At 71.3% G+C, this 17,114-nt stretch carries 15 protein-coding genes and 1 riboswitch; of the genes, 10 read left to right on the top strand and 5 right to left on the bottom strand.

The window, feature by feature from the left end; all coding sequences use genetic code 11:
- Positions 1 to 39 precede the first annotated feature (39 nt).
- On the bottom strand, positions 40 to 942 hold the full coding sequence (locus ACZ6S4_RS05090) for a LysR family transcriptional regulator (RefSeq protein WP_465473650.1): 903 nt from the start codon (positions 940 to 942) through the stop codon (positions 40 to 42).
- Positions 943 to 1,014: 72 nt separating this feature from the next.
- Between ACZ6S4_RS05090 and ACZ6S4_RS05085 the strand changes: the two genes are divergently transcribed.
- On the top strand, positions 1,015 to 1,893 hold the full coding sequence (locus tag ACZ6S4_RS05085) for a DMT family transporter (protein WP_465473649.1): 879 nt from the start codon (positions 1,015 to 1,017) through the stop codon (positions 1,891 to 1,893).
- A 73-nt stretch (positions 1,894 to 1,966) separates the two neighbouring features.
- Positions 1,967 to 2,623 carry an RICIN domain-containing protein gene (locus ACZ6S4_RS05080; protein ID WP_465473648.1) on the top strand — a complete coding sequence of 219 codons (657 nt, stop codon included), beginning with the start codon at positions 1,967 to 1,969 and terminating at the stop codon, positions 2,621 to 2,623.
- A 699-nt stretch (positions 2,624 to 3,322) separates the two neighbouring features.
- On the opposite strand, the gene ACZ6S4_RS05075 is transcribed toward ACZ6S4_RS05080, so the two are convergent.
- Entirely contained in the window at positions 3,323 to 4,039 is a 717-nt protein-coding gene (locus ACZ6S4_RS05075) for a nicotinamide mononucleotide transporter family protein (RefSeq protein ID WP_465473647.1), read from the bottom strand.
- A gap of 68 nt (positions 4,040 to 4,107) precedes the next feature.
- Positions 4,108 to 4,236, bottom strand: a riboswitch (FMN riboswitch).
- 192 nt (positions 4,237 to 4,428) lie between these two features.
- On the opposite strand from ACZ6S4_RS05075, the gene ACZ6S4_RS05070 reads away from it, so the two are divergent.
- Positions 4,429 to 4,698: a YciI family protein gene (locus ACZ6S4_RS05070; RefSeq protein WP_360554827.1), complete on the top strand. Its 270-nt coding sequence runs from the start codon at positions 4,429 to 4,431 to the stop codon at positions 4,696 to 4,698.
- Positions 4,699 to 4,772: 74 nt separating this feature from the next.
- On the opposite strand, the gene ACZ6S4_RS05065 is transcribed toward ACZ6S4_RS05070, so the two are convergent.
- From ACZ6S4_RS05065 to ACZ6S4_RS05055, 3 genes are all read right to left on the bottom strand, one after another.
- On the bottom strand, positions 4,773 to 6,056 hold the full coding sequence (locus ACZ6S4_RS05065; RefSeq protein ID WP_465473646.1) for a glycosyltransferase: 1,284 nt from the start codon (positions 6,054 to 6,056) through the stop codon (positions 4,773 to 4,775).
- Positions 6,053 to 8,104 carry a glycosyltransferase gene (locus tag ACZ6S4_RS05060; RefSeq protein ID WP_465473645.1) on the bottom strand — a complete coding sequence of 684 codons (2,052 nt, stop codon included), beginning with the start codon at positions 8,102 to 8,104 and terminating at the stop codon, positions 6,053 to 6,055. Before ACZ6S4_RS05060 ends, ACZ6S4_RS05065 begins: the two co-directional genes overlap by 4 nt.
- A gap of 93 nt (positions 8,105 to 8,197) precedes the next feature.
- Entirely contained in the window at positions 8,198 to 8,503 is a 306-nt protein-coding gene (locus tag ACZ6S4_RS05055) for a hypothetical protein (RefSeq protein WP_465473644.1), read from the bottom strand.
- Here ACZ6S4_RS05055 and ACZ6S4_RS05050 point away from each other — a divergent pair.
- The 7 genes from ACZ6S4_RS05050 (at position 8,475) to ACZ6S4_RS05020 (ending at position 17,103) form a co-directional block, all read left to right on the top strand.
- Positions 8,475 to 8,849 (top strand): hypothetical protein, encoded by a 375-nt coding sequence (locus ACZ6S4_RS05050; protein ID WP_465473643.1) that lies wholly within the window; start codon positions 8,475 to 8,477, stop codon positions 8,847 to 8,849. The two genes, ACZ6S4_RS05055 and ACZ6S4_RS05050, sit on opposite strands and share 29 nt — an antisense overlap.
- 10 nt (positions 8,850 to 8,859) lie before the next feature.
- A complete protein-coding gene (locus ACZ6S4_RS05045) occupies positions 8,860 to 9,648 on the top strand; it encodes a class I SAM-dependent methyltransferase (RefSeq protein WP_465473642.1) in 789 nt (262 codons plus the stop codon).
- A gap of 178 nt (positions 9,649 to 9,826) precedes the next feature.
- Positions 9,827 to 12,778 carry a glycoside hydrolase family 3 protein gene (locus ACZ6S4_RS05040; RefSeq protein ID WP_465473641.1) on the top strand — a complete coding sequence of 984 codons (2,952 nt, stop codon included), beginning with the start codon at positions 9,827 to 9,829 and terminating at the stop codon, positions 12,776 to 12,778.
- Between the two features lie 90 nt (positions 12,779 to 12,868).
- A complete protein-coding gene (locus ACZ6S4_RS05035; protein WP_465473640.1) occupies positions 12,869 to 13,873 on the top strand; it encodes a LacI family DNA-binding transcriptional regulator in 1,005 nt (334 codons plus the stop codon).
- 134 nt (positions 13,874 to 14,007) lie between these two features.
- A complete protein-coding gene (locus ACZ6S4_RS05030) occupies positions 14,008 to 15,315 on the top strand; it encodes an ABC transporter substrate-binding protein (protein WP_465473639.1) in 1,308 nt (435 codons plus the stop codon).
- Positions 15,312 to 16,217, top strand: coding sequence for a carbohydrate ABC transporter permease (locus ACZ6S4_RS05025; RefSeq protein WP_465473638.1), 906 nt, complete (start codon positions 15,312 to 15,314; stop codon positions 16,215 to 16,217). Before ACZ6S4_RS05030 ends, ACZ6S4_RS05025 begins: the two co-directional genes overlap by 4 nt.
- A 1-nt stretch (position 16,218) precedes the next feature.
- Entirely contained in the window at positions 16,219 to 17,103 is an 885-nt protein-coding gene (locus ACZ6S4_RS05020; RefSeq protein WP_465473637.1) for a carbohydrate ABC transporter permease, read from the top strand.
- The last annotated feature ends 11 nt before the right edge of the window (positions 17,104 to 17,114 follow it).

Here is a 17,114-nt window from a genome sequence, read left to right as displayed (position 1 = left end):
GTCGGGCGGACCGCCGAATCCCACGGCTTGGCGCCGCCGTCACGCTCGAGGCGGGCGTCTCGACTCGGCCGCGATCTCGTGCAGCGCGTCGAGGACCGTGCGTACCGCGATCCGGTGCAGGCTCTCCGGGCGAGCCAGAACGTCGATGTGACGCCCGACCGGCAGGTCGGCCAGCGGCCGCAGCACCACGCCGGGATCGGGCCGGCTGGTGTAGCCGGGCAGCAGCGCGAGCCCGCCGCCCGCGGCCACGATCGCGGCCACGACGGTGAACTCGTTGACCCGGTGGACGATATCGATGGGCCGGCCGGCGGCCGCTGCTATCGCCGTGAGGACGCCTTCGATCGGGAATCCCTCGCGGACGCTGATCCAGGGCTCGGCGGCGACGTCGCCGGTGGTGAGGGATGTCTTCGCGGCCAGCCGGTGACCTGCGGGCATCGCGACGTACAGCGGTTCATGGACCAGCGGCACGATGGTGAGCCGGTCCGCCGGCCAGGGCGGGCTGTGTGCCAGCCGGTGCGCCAGCACCAGGTCGTAGTCGGCGACCAGGGCCGGGAAGCCGACCTGCGGTACGTCCTGGTCCGAGCACCGCAGCGGGGGTAGGCCGGCCCGGCTGAGCAGCGGGCCGAAGTACGCGAGCCCGGCGCTGTGGAAGGCGGCCACGGTGACCGGCGCGGCCGGATTGTCGAGGTAGGCGTCCACGGCTCGCCCGGCGCGGTCGAGCGCGGTGGAGACCTCGATGGCCGCAGCGGCGAGGGCTCGGCCTGCCTCGGTCAGCACGAGGCGGCGGCCGCGGCGCTCGGTCAGTGGCACGCGCGCCGAGCGTTGCAGCGATCGCAGTTGCTGGGAGACGGCCGAGGGGGTGATGTGCATCGCCCGGGCGACGGCGGCGAGGCTGCCACGGTCGCCGAGTTCCCTGAGCAGACGCAGGTGGTGCAGATCCATTAGGTGTCACTACACCATCAGTTGAGAGGTACGTGTCTTGTCTTCACGATAGACCGGCTCCAGGCTGCGACCATGTCGATACGCCGTAGCGATCTGTTGTTGCTGGCCGTGGCGGTGGTGTGGGGCAGCAGCTATTTGGTCGCCCAGACCCTCGTCCTGGTCGGTGGGGTGCTGGCCGTGCTGGCGCTGCGCTTCCTCGTCTCGGCGGTCGCGCTGGCGCCGGTCATGGCCGTGCGACGGCTGAGCCGGCCGGAGGTACGGGTCGGGGCGCTGCTGGGCCTCACCCAGGCGTCGGTGCTGGTGCTGGAGACGTACGGGGTGGCGCTGACCAGCGCGACCAACGCCGGGGTGCTGATCAGCCTGACGATCCTGCTGACGCCGGCGCTGGAGGGTGCCGTGCGCCGGCGGTGGCTGCCGCGCCGGTTCTTCGTGGCCGCGGCGGTGGCGGTGGCCGGCGTGGTGCTGCTCGTCGCCGGACCGGGCCTGCGGGCACCGACGGCCGGCGACGCGTTGATGCTCGCTGCGGCCGTCGTTCGCGCCACCCACGTCACGCTGTCCGGGCGGCTGACCGACGGCCGGCGGTACGACACGGTGACGCTCACCTGGCTGCAGATGATGGTCGGCGCGGTCCTGTTCACGGTGCTTGCGGCACCTGCCCTGCCCTCGGCGGTGCAGGCCTTCGAGCCGGGACAGTGGCTCGGTGTGCTTTATCTCGCGCTGGGCTGCAGTGTGTTCGCGTTCCTGGTGCAACTGTGGGCGATCCGCCGTACGTCGGCGGCCCGCGCGAGCCTGCTGCTGGGCACCGAACCGGTGTGGGCGGTGCTGATCGGGGTGGGCATCGCCGGCGAGCACCTGACCGCGATCGCCGTTGCCGGGATCACGCTCGTGCTCGCCGGCACCTATTACGGCCAGCGCGTCGAAGCCGGCCACCGCGCGCTGATCCCGGCCTGAAGCGGAATGCTGGCCGACGTCGACACATCCCATTCTTTCACCCGTACGTTTCGACGACCGCGCCGATCCATTCTTGTGGTGGCGGCGACAGCTGCACAGCCGCAGCACCGACGGGCGGTTCCGCATTCAGAACGTGGCCACCGGCCAATGCCTTTCTCCCGCCGGGGGCGGCAGCGGCCTCAACCTGCCCATCGTGCAGTACGCCTGTGACACGAATCAGGCTCGCTACTGGCAGCAGGTGAACGGCCCGAACGGCTACCTGATCCGCAACGTGCTCAGCAACCTGTGCCTGTCTCCCGCGGGCGGCAGCACCACCATCAACGTGGTCCTCGTCCAGTACGCCTGTGACCAGGAACCGGCCCGGGGATGGAGTCTGCTCGGCGCGTACCTCATTCCGAATTCCAACAGCGGTCCCTGCCTGACCGTAGCCGGCGGCAGCAGCGTCCTCAATGTCGCCGCCGTTCAGTTCGAATGCGACGGCAACCCCGCCCGCCTGTGGAACCTCGTCGACGACTACACCGGCGACGGCTTCCACCCGAGGAACGTCAACAGCGGCCTGTGCCTGTCCCCGGCCGGCGGCCTCGGCGGCGACAACATCGCAATCGTCCAGTACCACTGCGACGGCGATCCCGCCCGAACCTGGCGCCTGGTCCCAGAGGGCTACTTCTCATTCCTGCAAAGCGTCAGCACGGGCCTGTGCCTCTCGCCAGCCGGCGGCAGCACCACCTGAACGCCACAATCGTGCAGTACCGCTGCGACGGCAACCCATCCCGCCTAGGGCGCACCGCCCGCGCCTAACCAAGGGAGCACAGCTCACGACCGTCGTGGACAGCCTCTCCCGGTTGATAACGACAGGCCGGGAGCAACTCCGCCCGGCAGAACGCGATGCCGACCCACAACAACGCCTGGGTAACCGGCACGCCCCAATCTCCGCGCCGAGGCCGACGCCGACGCCGACGGTAACGGTGACTAGGCCGGAACTCGGGCGTGGCCGGCGATCGCGGCGTCAATGGCGAGGCGGCGTTGGGAAGACCACGGCGAACCATTCACCGCCCAGATGCCCGGCGACGCCTGGCGCGTGCAGCAGATGGGATACGGATGCCCGCGGCAATGAAGAGGAGATCGCCGGTCCGGTGGTGGTCGCGCCACCAAGCAATCACCGCAACCGGCGAGGTGCGTACGCAAGACCCACCACCCACGCCGGCCTGCCCGACAAAATTCCCGGCAAAGACCACAGCGCGGCAGCCAGACCCATCACCGCAAGGGGCTCACCAAGAAAGCCCTGCACCCAGCAGCGAGCAACCAATAACCCACCCGGAACAGGAAACCATGCAAGGTTGGGGGCCGGGGTGACCAAGAACGGCATAGCTGCTCCTCAAGCCGATCTTGGTCACCCCGGCCCCCAACCGTCCACCGCAAGAAAATCGGCTCAGCCAACGGTCTCCATAGCGGGAGAGCCAACCCGAGGAGGCTCCTCACGACGGGAAATCCGCAGCCAAACCACAAATCCCCAAATCACAAACCCCGCATAAACGGCGTAGAGAATCGCCGAAGGATAGTACCCGAAATGCAGCAACTCAGGCACCCCGACGAGATCCACCGCAATCCAGCACAGCCAGAAATCGACCCAGCCACGAGCCATCGCATACGTAGCCAGAATAGACCCGACGAAGATCCACGAATCGGCCAGGTAATACCACCAGGGCACCGGGAACCCCGCCCCGATCGCCCGGAACGCGTAAAAGCACAGCACCACCGCGACCAGCGCAACAGGAATGAACAGAGCCCGCTGCCGGCCGGAAGCCCAATGCGGTACGACCGCGGCCCCACCGGCCGAGTGCCTGTTCTGCCGCCAGAGCCACCAGCCGTACACGCTCGTGATGATGAAGAAGACCTGCCGGGACGCCTGGCCGTAAAGCGGGGTGCCCTGGTCGTTGCCGAGGGCCTGGCCCAGGAACACCGTGAACAGCAGCACGTTGCCGACGATGCCGACCGGCCAGGCCCACCAGTTGCGGCGCAGGCCGAACAGAGCTGAGCCGAGACCGAACGCGTTGCCGACTATCTCGCGCCAGTAGATGGCCTGGGTGTCGGTGACCTGCCACTTGGCGTCGTAGAACGCGGTGAGCAGTTGATCGAGCCAGTGCACCGTCTGCACCTCCGGGGGACAGAGGTGCACGCCGGGGAGGACCGCGCACGCGGATAGCCGTACCGTCCGCGCGCCGCCTCCCATCCGGACTTTCACCGTCGGTCCCGGAGTTTCACCGGGTCAACCGGCCGCCGGCTGCGGTCGGGTCGCGGACTGTCACCGCCGGTTCGGAATTGCACCGACCCCGGAGCGCGCTGAACGTGTCACTTGCAGCTCATCGTAATCCCATCGACCGCCTTGGAGATGTGACCTGCATCGCGGGCCGCCGTAAGAGCAGGCCGCCGGAAGAGCAGGCCGGCGGAAGAAATCGGGGCTTGCGCCGAAGATCCGTAAGTCGTAGCTTACGGTTAGCCAAGACGAACGTAGGTCCGAACCAAGGAGTTGGCGTCGTGAAGTACGTGCTGTTCTACACCCCGGCCGAGGACGTCATGGAGAAGGCGCCGCTGCACTTCCCGGCGCATCAGAGCCGGATCGGGCAGTTCCACGACCGCGGCGACATCCTCATGGTCGGCACCTTCGGCGACCCGGTGAACCAGGGGTCGATGGCCATCTTCCCGACCCGCGAGTCCGCCGAGGCCTTCGTGGCCGGCGACCCGTTCGTCCTCGAGGGCGTGGTCCGCTCCTACGAGATCCGCGAATGGGACGAGGTCCTGTCCTGACGCCGACGGGGACGGCAACGCCGACGCCGACGCCGAACGGGCACGGCGACGCCGAACCAACAAAACGGGGCGAACTAGCAGAGCGCCCGGCGAGCCGAGACCGCGCCCGGAGTCGTCCGCAGCTGCACACCGAGCTGTGCGGCGACCCCCGGCGCGGTGCCGGCCAGGACATCCCGTACGGCGTCGATCACGTCCGCGGCCGACGCCGCGTTCGGGTCCAGGGCCACGCCGGCCCCGCCGCGTTCAATGGCCGCGGCCCCGGCGAACTGGTCCGTCGAGAACGGCAGCACGAGCATCGGTACGCCGAAGGTCAGCGCCTCCGTGACGCTGTTGTTGCCGCCGTGGGTTACCGCCAGCGCGGCCCGGGCCAGCAGGGCCGTCTGCGGCAGGTAGTCGCGGACCAGCCAGTCCTTGCCCGGCTCGGGCAGGTTCCGGGCCGAGCCGGTCGCCACCGCCACCCGTACGTCCAGGGAGCGCAGCGCCGTCAGCACCGTGGCCAGCACGTCGCCGCGGGCCGACAGGAAACTGCCGAAGCTGACGTAGACCACCGGCCGGTCGTCCGCGTCCAGCCAGGCCCGGATGTCGTCGGGCACTGCCTCGGTCCGCACCGCCGAGCCGAGGAAGACGTGCGGGGGCAGCAGCATGGTACGGGCCGGGTCGTGCAGCGCCTCCGGGTAGTTGAACAGCAGCCGGTCGCCGTGCTCGGCGAGCGCGTCGGACACCAGCGGCGCCGTCCGGGACAGGCTGCGCAACGCCACGTTCCACTCGGCGGTGAACGCGGACCGTACGTCGCGGCAGGCCTTGTGCAGTTCGGCCAGCTCGGCGGGGGCCGGGGTGAACGCGGCCGGCCAGTCCGTCGGGAAGCCGTAGACCTCGCCGCCGACCGGCAGGGCCGACGGGTGCCCGAGGACCACGTCCGCGTGCGGCACCCGGTCCGCCGACAGGGCGAGGCGGGCGCTGAACGCGAGGTGGTCCACGATGACGTGGTCCGGGCGTACCGCGGCGACCGCCTCGCGGACCGCGTACGCGCGGCCGACCGGGTCCCAGAGCAGGTCCGCGCGCCGGGCCCGGGCCTGGAAGCGCAGGGTTTCGACCAGGCCGCGCCGGGTCGCGGCGAAGAAGCCGCGCAGCGCCTCGTCCTCGCCGGCGGGCTGCTGCTCGGCCCGGATGACGCCGGGGTTGGAGCCGCGGCCCAGCGGCAGGTCGGTCCACTCGAAGCCAGCTGCCCGCACGATCGGCGCGGTCGCCGGGCCGGTCGCGACCACCACCCGCTCGCCGGCGTCACGCCAGGCGGTCGCGAGGGTGACCAGCGGCAGCAGGTGTGAGGCGTAGTCCGGGCTGATCACCAGCAGCGTCACGGGTCGACCTCCTTGGTCACGGCGGTGTAGATCGTGCGCAGGGCGGCGGCCATCGCGCTGACCGTGAACCCGGACCGGATCCGTTCCCGGGCCCGGTCCACCCGCGCAGCCTGGAGCGGGGCGGCCGCAAGATCAAGCCCGGCGGCCACGGCCGCGGCGAGTTCGTCCGGGTTGCTGGTGTCGACGAGCAGTCCGGTGTGCCCGTTCTCGATGTAGGTGGGCGGTCCGCCGGCGTCCGGTCCGACCACCACCAGGCCCGCGGCGAGCGCTTCGAGCAGGGCCAGGCCGAACTCCTCCTTGAGGCTGGCGCACACGTACACGCCGCCGGGGCCGATCGCCGGGGGTCCGCCCGCACGGGCCAGCGCCAGCCAGCGGGCGACCTCGTCGTTGGGGCGGTGGCCGGGCAGCAGCAGGCCGTCCGCCGCGGGGCTGCCGGCGACGATGTCCGCGATCAGGTCGAGCTGCTCGCGTTCGTCCGGCGACGGGTCGCCCAGGTCGCCGCCGACGAGGACCAGGTTGGTGCGTTGCCACAGGTGGGGGTGGTCCGCCCAGGCGCGTACCAGGGTCGCCATGCCCTTGACCCGGTGCAGGCGCCCGACGCTGAGCACCAGCGGCAATCCCTGCCGGTGCGGCGGCAGCGCCGCGATCAGGGCCGTCAGCTCGGCGGGCTCCGCCGCCGTCTCGGCGGCTTCGATGACGGTGAGGTCGATGCCCTCGGGCACGACCGTGTAGCGGTCCGGCTCGGCGTCGACGTCGATGCCGACCAGGCGCCGCAGGTCGTCGCGGACCCGCGGCCGCGGGAAGAGCACGACGTGCGCGGCGTCGGCGGTCAGCCGCCTGACCAGGCGCGAACGGAACCAGAAGTGCTCGCGTTCGTCCATCGCGCCGAAGCCGGCCCGGTCCAGGGCGCCGCTGCGGTCGAGCGCGTCGATCGCGCCGTGCGGGTCCGGCGCCAGCGTGAACACGACGGGGATGCCGAGCTCTGCGGCCGCCTCGGCCGCGGCCAGGCTGCCGACGTCGGCCATCCGCAGGTGCAGCAGGTCGACCCGGTGGGCGCGCAACAGCCGGCGGATGCCCCGGCGGGCCGCGACCCAGGTGGGCCAGGCCGCCGCCGCGCCGACGGCCGGGCTGAGCAGCGGTACGGCCGCGAGCTGGTGGCCGGGACCGGGCCGCAGCGCGTCGAAGGCGGCGGTCGCGGTGCCCCGGGAGAGGGTCAGGGCGCGGGCGATGCCGGGCTCGGCCGCGAGGGCGTCGCCGAGGCGGACCAGCAGCGTGGCGATGCCGCCGTTGTCGCCGGCTCCGGCCCGGCTGAGCTGCCGGTCCAGGTCGGCGTGCAGGAAGAGCTGGGCGACGGTCAGGCCGTCTTCCGGTACGGCCCCAGCCCCGGCCGGCACGAGTCCCAGGTCGAACGCCGCGAGCCGGGCCACCGCGCCGAGTTCGCCGCCCGCCGCCAGGAGTTCGCCGACGGTCCGCGCCGCGGCCAGGTCGCCCTGGCGGTCACCGAGCGCGGCCGTGGCGGCGATCCGGACCGGAAGCGGCTCGGTCAGGTCGAGCGCGATCTCCCCGACCGCGCGCCCGGCGTGCTCACCGCCGAGCAGCCCGAGCGTCTCCACCAGCCGGGTCCGGGCCGGCGTGTCCCGCTCACCGGCCAGCGCCACCAGCAGGGCGGCGAGCACCGCGACCTCGCGGAGCCCGCCGGTGGCGTCCCACCGGGCGAGGGTCCGCTGGGCCAGCATCCCGGCGAAGCCGCCCGCCGCCACGGCCGTCACGAGCGGGTCCATCGCGTCGGTGCGCGGGGGCTGCGCCATCAGGGCCCAGGAGGCGTGCTCCCGCAGGTAACCGCGCGGGTGGGTCAGCAGCTGTGCCAGGGCCGAGCCCGCGGCGTCGTCGTCCACCGCACCCAGCGCGTGCACGGCAGCGACCGCGGTCAGTTCGTCGGGGCCGGCGATCGCCTCCCGGAGCAGACCGATGGTGCCGGACCCGCCCACCGCGGCGGCGGCGCGGACACCGTCACCGAGGACCTCCACGAGGCGCGGAGCCTGGCGCACTTGCCGCAGTGCAGAGGACAGCGTGGTGGGCATGACCAGGCTTCGGTGCCGGACCCGGTGGTGGATGCACCCGGGGCCGCGATGAGATCGGGGTCACCCGAAGCCGGAGCAGCCCTGACCGTTGACGGTGCAGGCCGAGGGCAGGTTGCCGGAGCCGGAACGGGAGAAGTGGAACCGCAGAGCGACCTGCCCGCGGGCGGGGACAGGCACGCCGGAGGACCAGATGAAGCGGTCACCCGAGCGGCGCAGGGCCGCCTGCGGGGCCGACTCGACCCAGGAGGTGATCAGGTCGCCGACGGCCGGCGGGAACCGCAGCTCGACCCGCCAGTCGCTGTCCCGCCCGGACGAGTTGGCCACCAGCACCTCCCCGATGAACGCGTTGTCGTACGAGTCGACCACCCGGTACCGGCCGCTCACCGGGCCGGGGGCGGGCGCCGCTGCGGTGGTGGCCCGGCTCGAGGTGCGGGCGGGCCGCGGCGAGGTGGTGGCCGTCGCCGGTCGCATCGGCGAGCCGGGGCGGGCGCTCGGCGGGGCCGAAGCCGGTGCGGACGGCGGGCCGGGGACAGGCGTGGCCGAGGTCGAGGCCGGCGCGGGCAGGAACGGCGGCGCCGGCGGCACGGCGCGCACCTCGGGGGACGAGGCGAAGCGGGTCCCCGCGATGATCAGCAGGGCGATCAGCGCGCAGACGCCCAGCAGTGTCGGCAGCCGGCGCCCGGCACGCGACGTGGGTGCGGGCCGGTCGTAAGGTCGTCGCCATGGGCCACGAGGTGTGGGAGGTCGGCGACGCGTACGAGGCGTACGTCGGCCGGTGGAGCCGTCCGGTCGCTCGCGAGTTCGTCAGCTGGCTCGCCGTGCCCGCCGGCCGGTCCTGGCTGGACGTCGGCTGCGGACCGGGCGCCCTGACCACGGCCGCGCTCGCCACGGCACCGGACCGGGTCACCGGCGTCGACCGCTCGCCGGGCTTCCTGGCCGACGCCCGCTCCCGCGCCGGCGGTCCGCGGACCGGGTTCGCCGCCGGTGACGCCCGCGCGCTGCCGGTGCCGGACAGCCGCTTCGACGTCGTGGTCAGCGGTCTCTGTCTCAACTTCGTGCCCGAGCCGCCGCGGGCCGCCGCCGAGTTCGCCCGGGTCACCGCGAGCGGGGGAGTGGCCGCCGCGTACGTCTGGGACTACGGGGACGGCATGGCGATGATGCGGCACTTCTGGGACGCCGCCGCGACGCTCGATCCCGGTTCCGTGAAGTTCGACGAGGGCCGCCGCTTCACGCTGTGCGCGCCCGGGCCGCTCGCCGAGCTGTGGTCCGGTGCGGGCTTCGGCGCGGTCGCGACCAGGGCGATCGAGGTGCCGACGGTGTTCGCCGACTTCGCCGACTTCTGGCGGCCGTTCCTCGGCGGGCAGGGCGCTGCTCCCGGTTACGTGGCGTCACTGACCGAGCAGCAGCGCACGGCTCTGCGGGAGCTGCTGCGTTCCCGGTTGCCGACGGAGCCGGACGGCTCGATCCGGCTGACCGCCCGGGCCTGGGCGGTGCAGGGCACGCTCCTCTAGGGAGCCACCGCGGGCAGCGGTTTCGGGGGCGTTTCGGCCGTGCGACATCCGATGGTTGCCCCGCCCCGGCCCGGCATCTATGGTCGGTATTCATCCCCGTCATTGCCCATCGGTGACCCCCGGGCCATCGTCGAAGCGCTTCGATGAGCCGTGATCGGCTCCGCCAGGAGAGACAGACATGCGAAACAGGCCCCTGCGGCGCGCCCTCGCCGTCGTCGCGCTCGCGGTGCTCACGCTGCCGGCGGTGCCCGCCGCGGCCGCCGCCGAGCCGTCCTATCCGTTCCGGGATCCGCACCTGGCGCTGGACGCCCGGGTGGACGACCTGCTCGGCCGGCTCACCCTGGACGAGAAGATCTCGCTGCTGCACCAGTACCAGCCGGCCGTGCCGCGGCTGGGCATCAAGATGTTCAAGGCCGGCACCGAGGCGCTGCACGGGGTGGCCTGGTCCAACGACATCGACGCCGGCGGTGCGGTGGTGACCGCGCAGGGCACCGCCTTCCCGCAGGCCGTCGGCCTGGCCAGCACCTGGGATCCCGCCCTGCTGCGCCGGGTCGGCGCGGTGGTGGGCGACGAGGCCCGCGGCTACCACGCGCAGAACCCGCGGGTGTTCGGCCTCAACCTGTGGGCGCCGGTGGTGAACCCGCTGCGCGACCCGCGCTGGGGCCGCAACGAGGAGGGCTACTCCGAGGACCCGCTGCTGACCGGCGCGATCGCCACCGCGTACGGGCGGGGGTTGCAGGGCGACGACCCGGACCACCTGCGGACCGCGCCCACCCTCAAGCACTACGCGGCGTACAACAACGAGACCGGGCGGGACGTGACGTCGTCGAACGTGCCGCAGCGGGTGCTCAACGAGTACGAGCGCCCGGCGTACCGGATCCCGCTGCAGGCCGACGCCGCGACCGGCGTGATGGCGTCCTACAACCTCGTCAACGGCCGTCCGGCCACGGTGGACCCCGACTTCTCCGATGTGGTCCGCGGCTGGAGCGACCGGCCGCTGTTCAACGTCAGCGACGCCGGCGCGCCGTACAACCTGACCCGCTCGCAGGCGTACTTCGCCACCCAGCCCGAGGCGAACGCCGCCGTGCTCAAGGCCGGGCTGGACAGCTTCACGGTGGACGACGGCAACGGCGGGCCGACCGTGACCGCCATCAAGGACGCCCTGGCCCAGGGACTGCTGACCGCGGCGGACGTCGACGAGGCGGCCGGGCACGCGCTGAGCATCCGCTTCCGGCTCGGCGAGTTCGATCCCGACGGCGGCCCGTACGCGTCGATCACCCCCGCCGTCATCGACAGCCCGGCCCACCGCGCGCTGGCCCGCGAGACCGCCGGCAAGGCCACGGTCCTGCTCAAGAACTCCCGCGGCGCGCTGCCGCTGCGGCCCGGCGGCAAGGTCGCCGTGGTCGGCCCGCTGGCCGACACCCTCTACACCGACTGGTACGGCGGCAAGCTCCCCTACGAAGTCACCGCTCTCGACGGCATCCGCGAGCGCGCCGAGAGCGTGACCACCAGCGACGGCGCCGACCGGATCGCCCTCAAGGACAGCGCCACCGGCCGGTACGTGACCGCCACCGGCACCACCGACGCCGACGCGGTCACCGCCACCGGCACCAGCGCGGACACCGCCGCGCAGTTCGACACGGTCGACTGGGGCCAGGGCGTCGCCACGCTGCGCAACGTCGCCAACGGCCGGTACCTCGGCTACAACTGGGGTCCGCTGCTGACCCGCGACGAACAGCCCAACGGCTGGTTCGTGCAGCAGCAGTTCAAGCTCGAGCGGCAGGGCGACGGCAGCTACGTCCTGCACTACGCGGGCTACGAGACCAAGGAGAGCTGGTTCGGCGCGAACACCTACGTCACGGTCGGCGCGGACGGCAAGCTGGCGCTCGGTGCCGCCACCGCCGCCGCTGCCGCGCACTTCACCCGCGAGGTGATCAGCAGCGGCGTGGACGAGGCGGTCGCCGCGGTGACCGGAGCCGACGCCGCGGTGGTCGTAGTCGGAAGCAACCCGTTCATCAACGGGCGCGAGGCGCACGACCGCACGACGACCGCGCTGGGCGCGAGCCAGCACGCGCTCGTCGAGGCGGTGCTCGAGGCGAATCCGCGTACGACGGTGGTGCTGCAGACCAGCTATCCCGACTCGATCACCTGGGAGCAGGAGCACGTACCGGCGATCCTGTGGACCACCCACGCGGGCGCCGAGACCGGGCACGCCGTCGCTGACGTACTCTTCGGCGACGTCAACCCGGCCGGGCGGGTCACCCAGACCTGGCCCCGCTCGGACGGCCAGCTCCCGGCCGACCTGCTCAACTACGACATCATCGCCTCGGAGCAGACCTACCTGTACAGCAGGCAGCGGCCGCTCTACGCGTTCGGCCACGGCCTGTCGTACACGAAGTTCCGCTACTCACCGCTGCGCACCCGTAATTCCGGCGGCACTGTGACCGTGCGTGTCGACGTGACGAACACCGGCACCCGCGCCGGGGACGAGGTCGTGCAGCTCTACAGCCACCAGCGCACCTCGCGGGACAAGCTGCCGGTCAAGCAGCTCCGGGCGTTCCAGCGGGTCAGCCTCGCGCCCGGGGCCACCCGGACCGTCACGCTGAGCTTCGCGCTCGCCGATCTCGCGCACTGGGACGTCACCCGGGGCCGCTGGGTGCTCGAGTCGTCGGTGCACGACCTGCTCGCCGGCTCCTCGTCGGCGGACATCCGGCAGCGCGGTTCGCTGCGGGTGCGTGGCGAGACCATCCCGGCCCGGGATCTGACCCGCACGACCAGGGCGGAGAGCTTCGACGCGTACGGCGGCGCGCAGCTCGTCGATGAGAGCAAGCCGCGCGGCACCGCGGTGGGCGCCACGAAGGCCGGCGACTGGATCGCGTTCAAGGACTCGCGGCTCGGCACCGCCTTCACCGCCCGGGTGGCCAAGGCGAGCGCGGGCCCGGGCACCGTCGAGGTCCGCCTGGGTTCGCCGACCGGCCGGTTGCTGGGTACGGCCACCGTGGCGAGCACGGGCGACAAGTACACCTATGCCACGGTCGGCGCGCGGCTGGACCGGATCCGTGGCCGGCACGACGTGTATCTGGTCCTGGGCGACGGGGTGCGGCTGGCCACCTTCCGGGCGGCCGGGTGATCACCGGCACCCCGGCGCGGCGGTGCCGGGGTGCACGTGGTGACGGTCAGTAGGATCGGCAGGCCGACAGCGAGCAGAACGGGGAGGGCGATGCCGACGATCAGCGACGTCGCCCGGGCGGCGGGTGTCTCGATGAGCACGGTCTCGTACGTGCTCAGCGGGCGCCGGCCGATCTCCGCCGAGACCCAGGCCCGGGTGAAGGCGGCCATCGCCGAGCTCGGCTACCACCCGCACGCCGGGGCCCGCGCCCTGGCCAGCAGCCGCACCAGCGTGCTGGCCCTGGTGGTGCCGTTGCGGGTGGACGTCAGCGTGCCGGTCATCATGCAGTTCGTGACGGCGGTGGTGACCGCGGCGCGCACGTACAACCACGACGTGCTGCTGCTCACCAAGGACGAGGGCACGGCGGGCCTGGAACGGGTCGCGGGCGCCACCATGGTCGACGCGCTGATCGTGATGGACGTCGAGCGTGACGACGTCCGGATCCCGGCGCTGGGCCGGCTCAAGCAGCCCTCGGTGCTGATCGGTCTGCCCGACGACGCGGCCGGCATCGCCTGCGTCGACCTGGACTTCGCGGCCACCGCCGCCGAGTGCCTGCGGCACCTGGCCGGGCACGGGCACCGCGAGATAGCCCTCGTCGGCCCCTCGCCGGCGGTGTACGAGCGCGGCACCACGTACGCCTCGCGGTTCCTGACCGGCTTCACCGAGACCGCCGCCGAGCTGGGGCTCGACACGGTCGCGCATCCCTGCGGGCCGGGTGCCGCGGGGGTGCGCGAGTGCCTCGCCGAGATCGACGCCGAGCTGCCCGAGGTGTCGGCGCTGGTGGTGCACAACGAGGAGGCGCTGGTGCCGCTGCTGGAGGAGCTGCGCGCCAGCGGCCGCCGGGTGCCCGAGGACCTGTCCATCGTCGCGGTGTGCCCGCGCGACGTGGCGGTGAGCCTGCCGGTACGGCTGACCTCGGCCGACATCCCCGCCCACGACGTCGGGACGCTGGCCGTGGAGACGGCGATGAACCTGCTGGACGGCCGCCGTACGCCGGGCACCCGGTTGCTGGCGCCGACCATCGTCGAGCGGGACAGCTGCTCTTCCCGCGACTGAGGAAATCTCCCCGTCACACTGTTGACATGTAGGTGAGCCGTTCCCTAGCGTCTGCCCAAGCCCCATCGTCGAAGCGCTTCGACGGCGCACTGTCGAAGCGCTTCGACGAACACGGTTTCCCCTGGGAGGACGGCATGGTCAGATCCCGTATGAGCCTCGCCGCGGGCGCGCTGCTACTCGCGGCGTCCCTCGGCCTTACCGCTTGCAGTGATTCCGGCTCCAGTGACGAGGGCGCCGACGCCAAGACCTTGACTTTGTGGCACTACGAGGGCCCCACCAGCGCCATGGGCGTCGCCTGGGCCAAGGCGATCGAGCTGTTCAAGGCCAGCCACCCCGGCGTGGAGGTGAAGTTCGAGGAGAAGAGCTTCGAGCAGATCCAGCAGAACGCCGGGATGATCCTCAACTCCGACAGCACCCCGGACATCCTCGAGTACAACAAGGGCAACGCCACCGCCGGCCTGCTGTCCAAGCAGGGGCTGCTGACCGACCTCACCGAGGAGTCGCAAAAGCGGGGGTGGGAGAAGAAGCTGAGCCCGAGCCTGCAGACCACCACCAAGTACGACGACGACGGCATCATGGGCAGCGGCAAGACGTTCGGCGTGCCCAACTACGGCGAGTACGTGATGGTCTACTACAACAAGGACCTGTTCACCAAGCACAAGGTCGCCGTGCCGACCACGCTGGCGGAGTTCGAGGCCGCGATGGACACCTTCGTCAAGGCCAAGGTCACGCCGCTGTCGGTCGGCGGCGCCGAGTATCCGGCCCAGCAGATCTTCTACGAGCTGGCGCTGTCCAAGGCCAACCGGGCCTTCGTGGACGACTACCAGCTCTACAAGAACAAGGTCAACTTCCAGGGCCCGGAGTTCACCTTCGGCGCGCAGACCTTCGCCGACTGGGTCAAGAAGGGCTACATCGCCAAGAACTCCGCCGGCATCAAGGCCGAGGACATGGGTGTCGCCTTCACCCAGGGCAAGTTCCCGATCATGATCTCGGGCAGCTGGTGGTACGGCCGGTTCGCCTCGGAGATCAAGAACTTCCAGTGGGGCACGTTCCTGTTCCCCGGCAACACGCTGCACCCGGGCTCCAGCGGCAACCTGTGGGTGGTGCCGAGCAAGAGCAAGGCCAAGAGCCTGGCGTACGACTTCATCGACATCACCATGCAGCCCGAGGTGCAGAACCTGCTCGGCAACAACGGTGGCGTCCCGGTCGCGGCGGACACCGCGGGGATCACCGACGCGAAGAACAAGGAGCTCATCGACAACTTCGCCAAGATCTCCTCCAGTGACGGGCTGGCGTTCTACCCGGACTGGCCCGCGCCCGGCTACTACGACGTCATGGTCGGCGGCGTGCAGGGGCTGATCAACGGCTCGAAGACCCCGCAGCAGATGCTCGACGAGGTCGCCAAGCCGTACCAGGACAACCTGACCGACCTGGGCAAATGAGCCGGCAGGGAGGCCGGCACACCGCCGGGTTCGGTTGGTACCTCGTCCCGGGGGTGCTGGCCTCCCTCGCGGTGATCGTGGTGCCCCTGGTGATGACCGTCGGCATCAGCTTCACCCGCTGGTCCGGCATCGGCAGTCCGGTGTGGGTCGGCTTCGAGAACTACACCCGGTTGTTCCACGACGAGCGGTTCTGGGCCTCGTTCGGGCACATCCTGCTGCTGATCATCGCGATGGCGGTGATCCCGACCCTGCTCGGCCTGCTGCTGGCGGCGGTGCTGTTCGACTACATCGCCAAGATCTTCGGGCCGCGCTGGGCCAGCGTCTTCCGCTCCGGGTTCTACCTGCCGCAGGTGCTGCCGGTCGCGGTGACCGGCATCGTCTGGGGCTGGATCCTGCACCCGAGCTACGGCGCGCTGAACCGGATCCTGGACTCCGTCGGGCTGTCCTCGCTGAGCCGCAACTGGCTCGGCGACCCGAAGTACGCGCTCTACAGCGTGATGGCGGTGATGGTCTGGTTCCAGCTCGGCTACCCGATCGTCATGTTCATGTCCGGCCTGCAACGCATCGACCCCGAGCTGTACGAGGCGGCCGACCTGGACGGGGCCGGCTGGTGGCAGCGGTTCCGGCACATCACGGTCTACCTGATCAAGCCGGAGTTCTACGTGGTGCTGGTGACCACCACCATCGCCGCGCTGAAGATCTTCGGGCAGATCTTCGTGCTGACCCGGGGCGGGCCGAGCAACGCGACCCTGGTGCCGTCGTACTTCGCCTGGCAGAACTTCTTCCAGAAGGCCCAGGTCGGCTACGGCTCGGCGATCTCCACCGTGCTGACCGTGCTCATCGTCGTGCTGGCGTTCGTGTTCCTCCGCCTGCAGACCCGTGACCAGCGCAAGGGAGCCTGAGATGACTGCTCTGGCCACCGCACCCAGCAAGCAGGCGGCCCCCGCGCAGGCGGGGGTCAACCGGCGCCGATACCCGGCCCGCTACATCGTGCTGGGCGTGCTGCTCGTCCTGCTGCTGCTCGTCGTGGCGCCGTTGCTGGTCGTCGCGCTCAACGCGGTCAAGAGCCCGGCCGACTACGCGAGCAACGGGCCGCTGTCCATCCCGAAGTCGCTGCACTGGGACGGCATCGTCGACTTCTGGCAGCGGGTGGACTTCAGCCGCAAGTTGCTCAACAGCTTCATCACCAGCGCCGTCGTGTCGGTGCTGGCCGTGATCCTGTCGGTCTTCAACGCGTACGCGCTGGGCATCGGCCGGGTCCGCGGCCGGGTCTGGTTCCTGGTGTTCTTCCTGGTCGCCAACCTGTTGCCGCAGGAGGTGCTGGTCTACCCGCTGTACTACCTGTCCAAGAGCCTGCACCTGTACGACAGCCTGTTCTCGATCATCATCATCTTCACGGTGATCCAGAGCGCGTTCGGCACGTACCTGCTCTCATCGGTCTACGCCGAGTTCCCGACCGAGCTGCTCGACGCCGCCGCGGTGGACGGGGCGGGCCGCTTCCGCACACTGTGGCGGGTCGTCGTGCCGGTCAGCCGGCCGACGCTGGCCGTGCTGTTCACGTTCTTCTTCATCTGGACGTGGAACGAGTTCTTCCTGCCGCTGGTCTTCCTGATCTCCAACGCCAACCAGACCGTGCCGGTCGCGCTCGGCGTGCTGCAGGGCGACCGGCAGATGGACGCCACGACCACCAGCGCCTCGGCGCTGATCGGCATCCTGCCCGCGATGCTCTTCTTCCTCATCTTCCAGCGCACCCTCACCCGCGGCATCACCGCCGGCGCCATCAAGTAAGGACACCGTGT

The organism is Actinoplanes sp. NPDC051405, from assembly GCF_055586185.1.
Note: the sequence above shows the minus strand (reverse complement) of the source record. Positions and strands in the feature narration are given on the sequence as shown.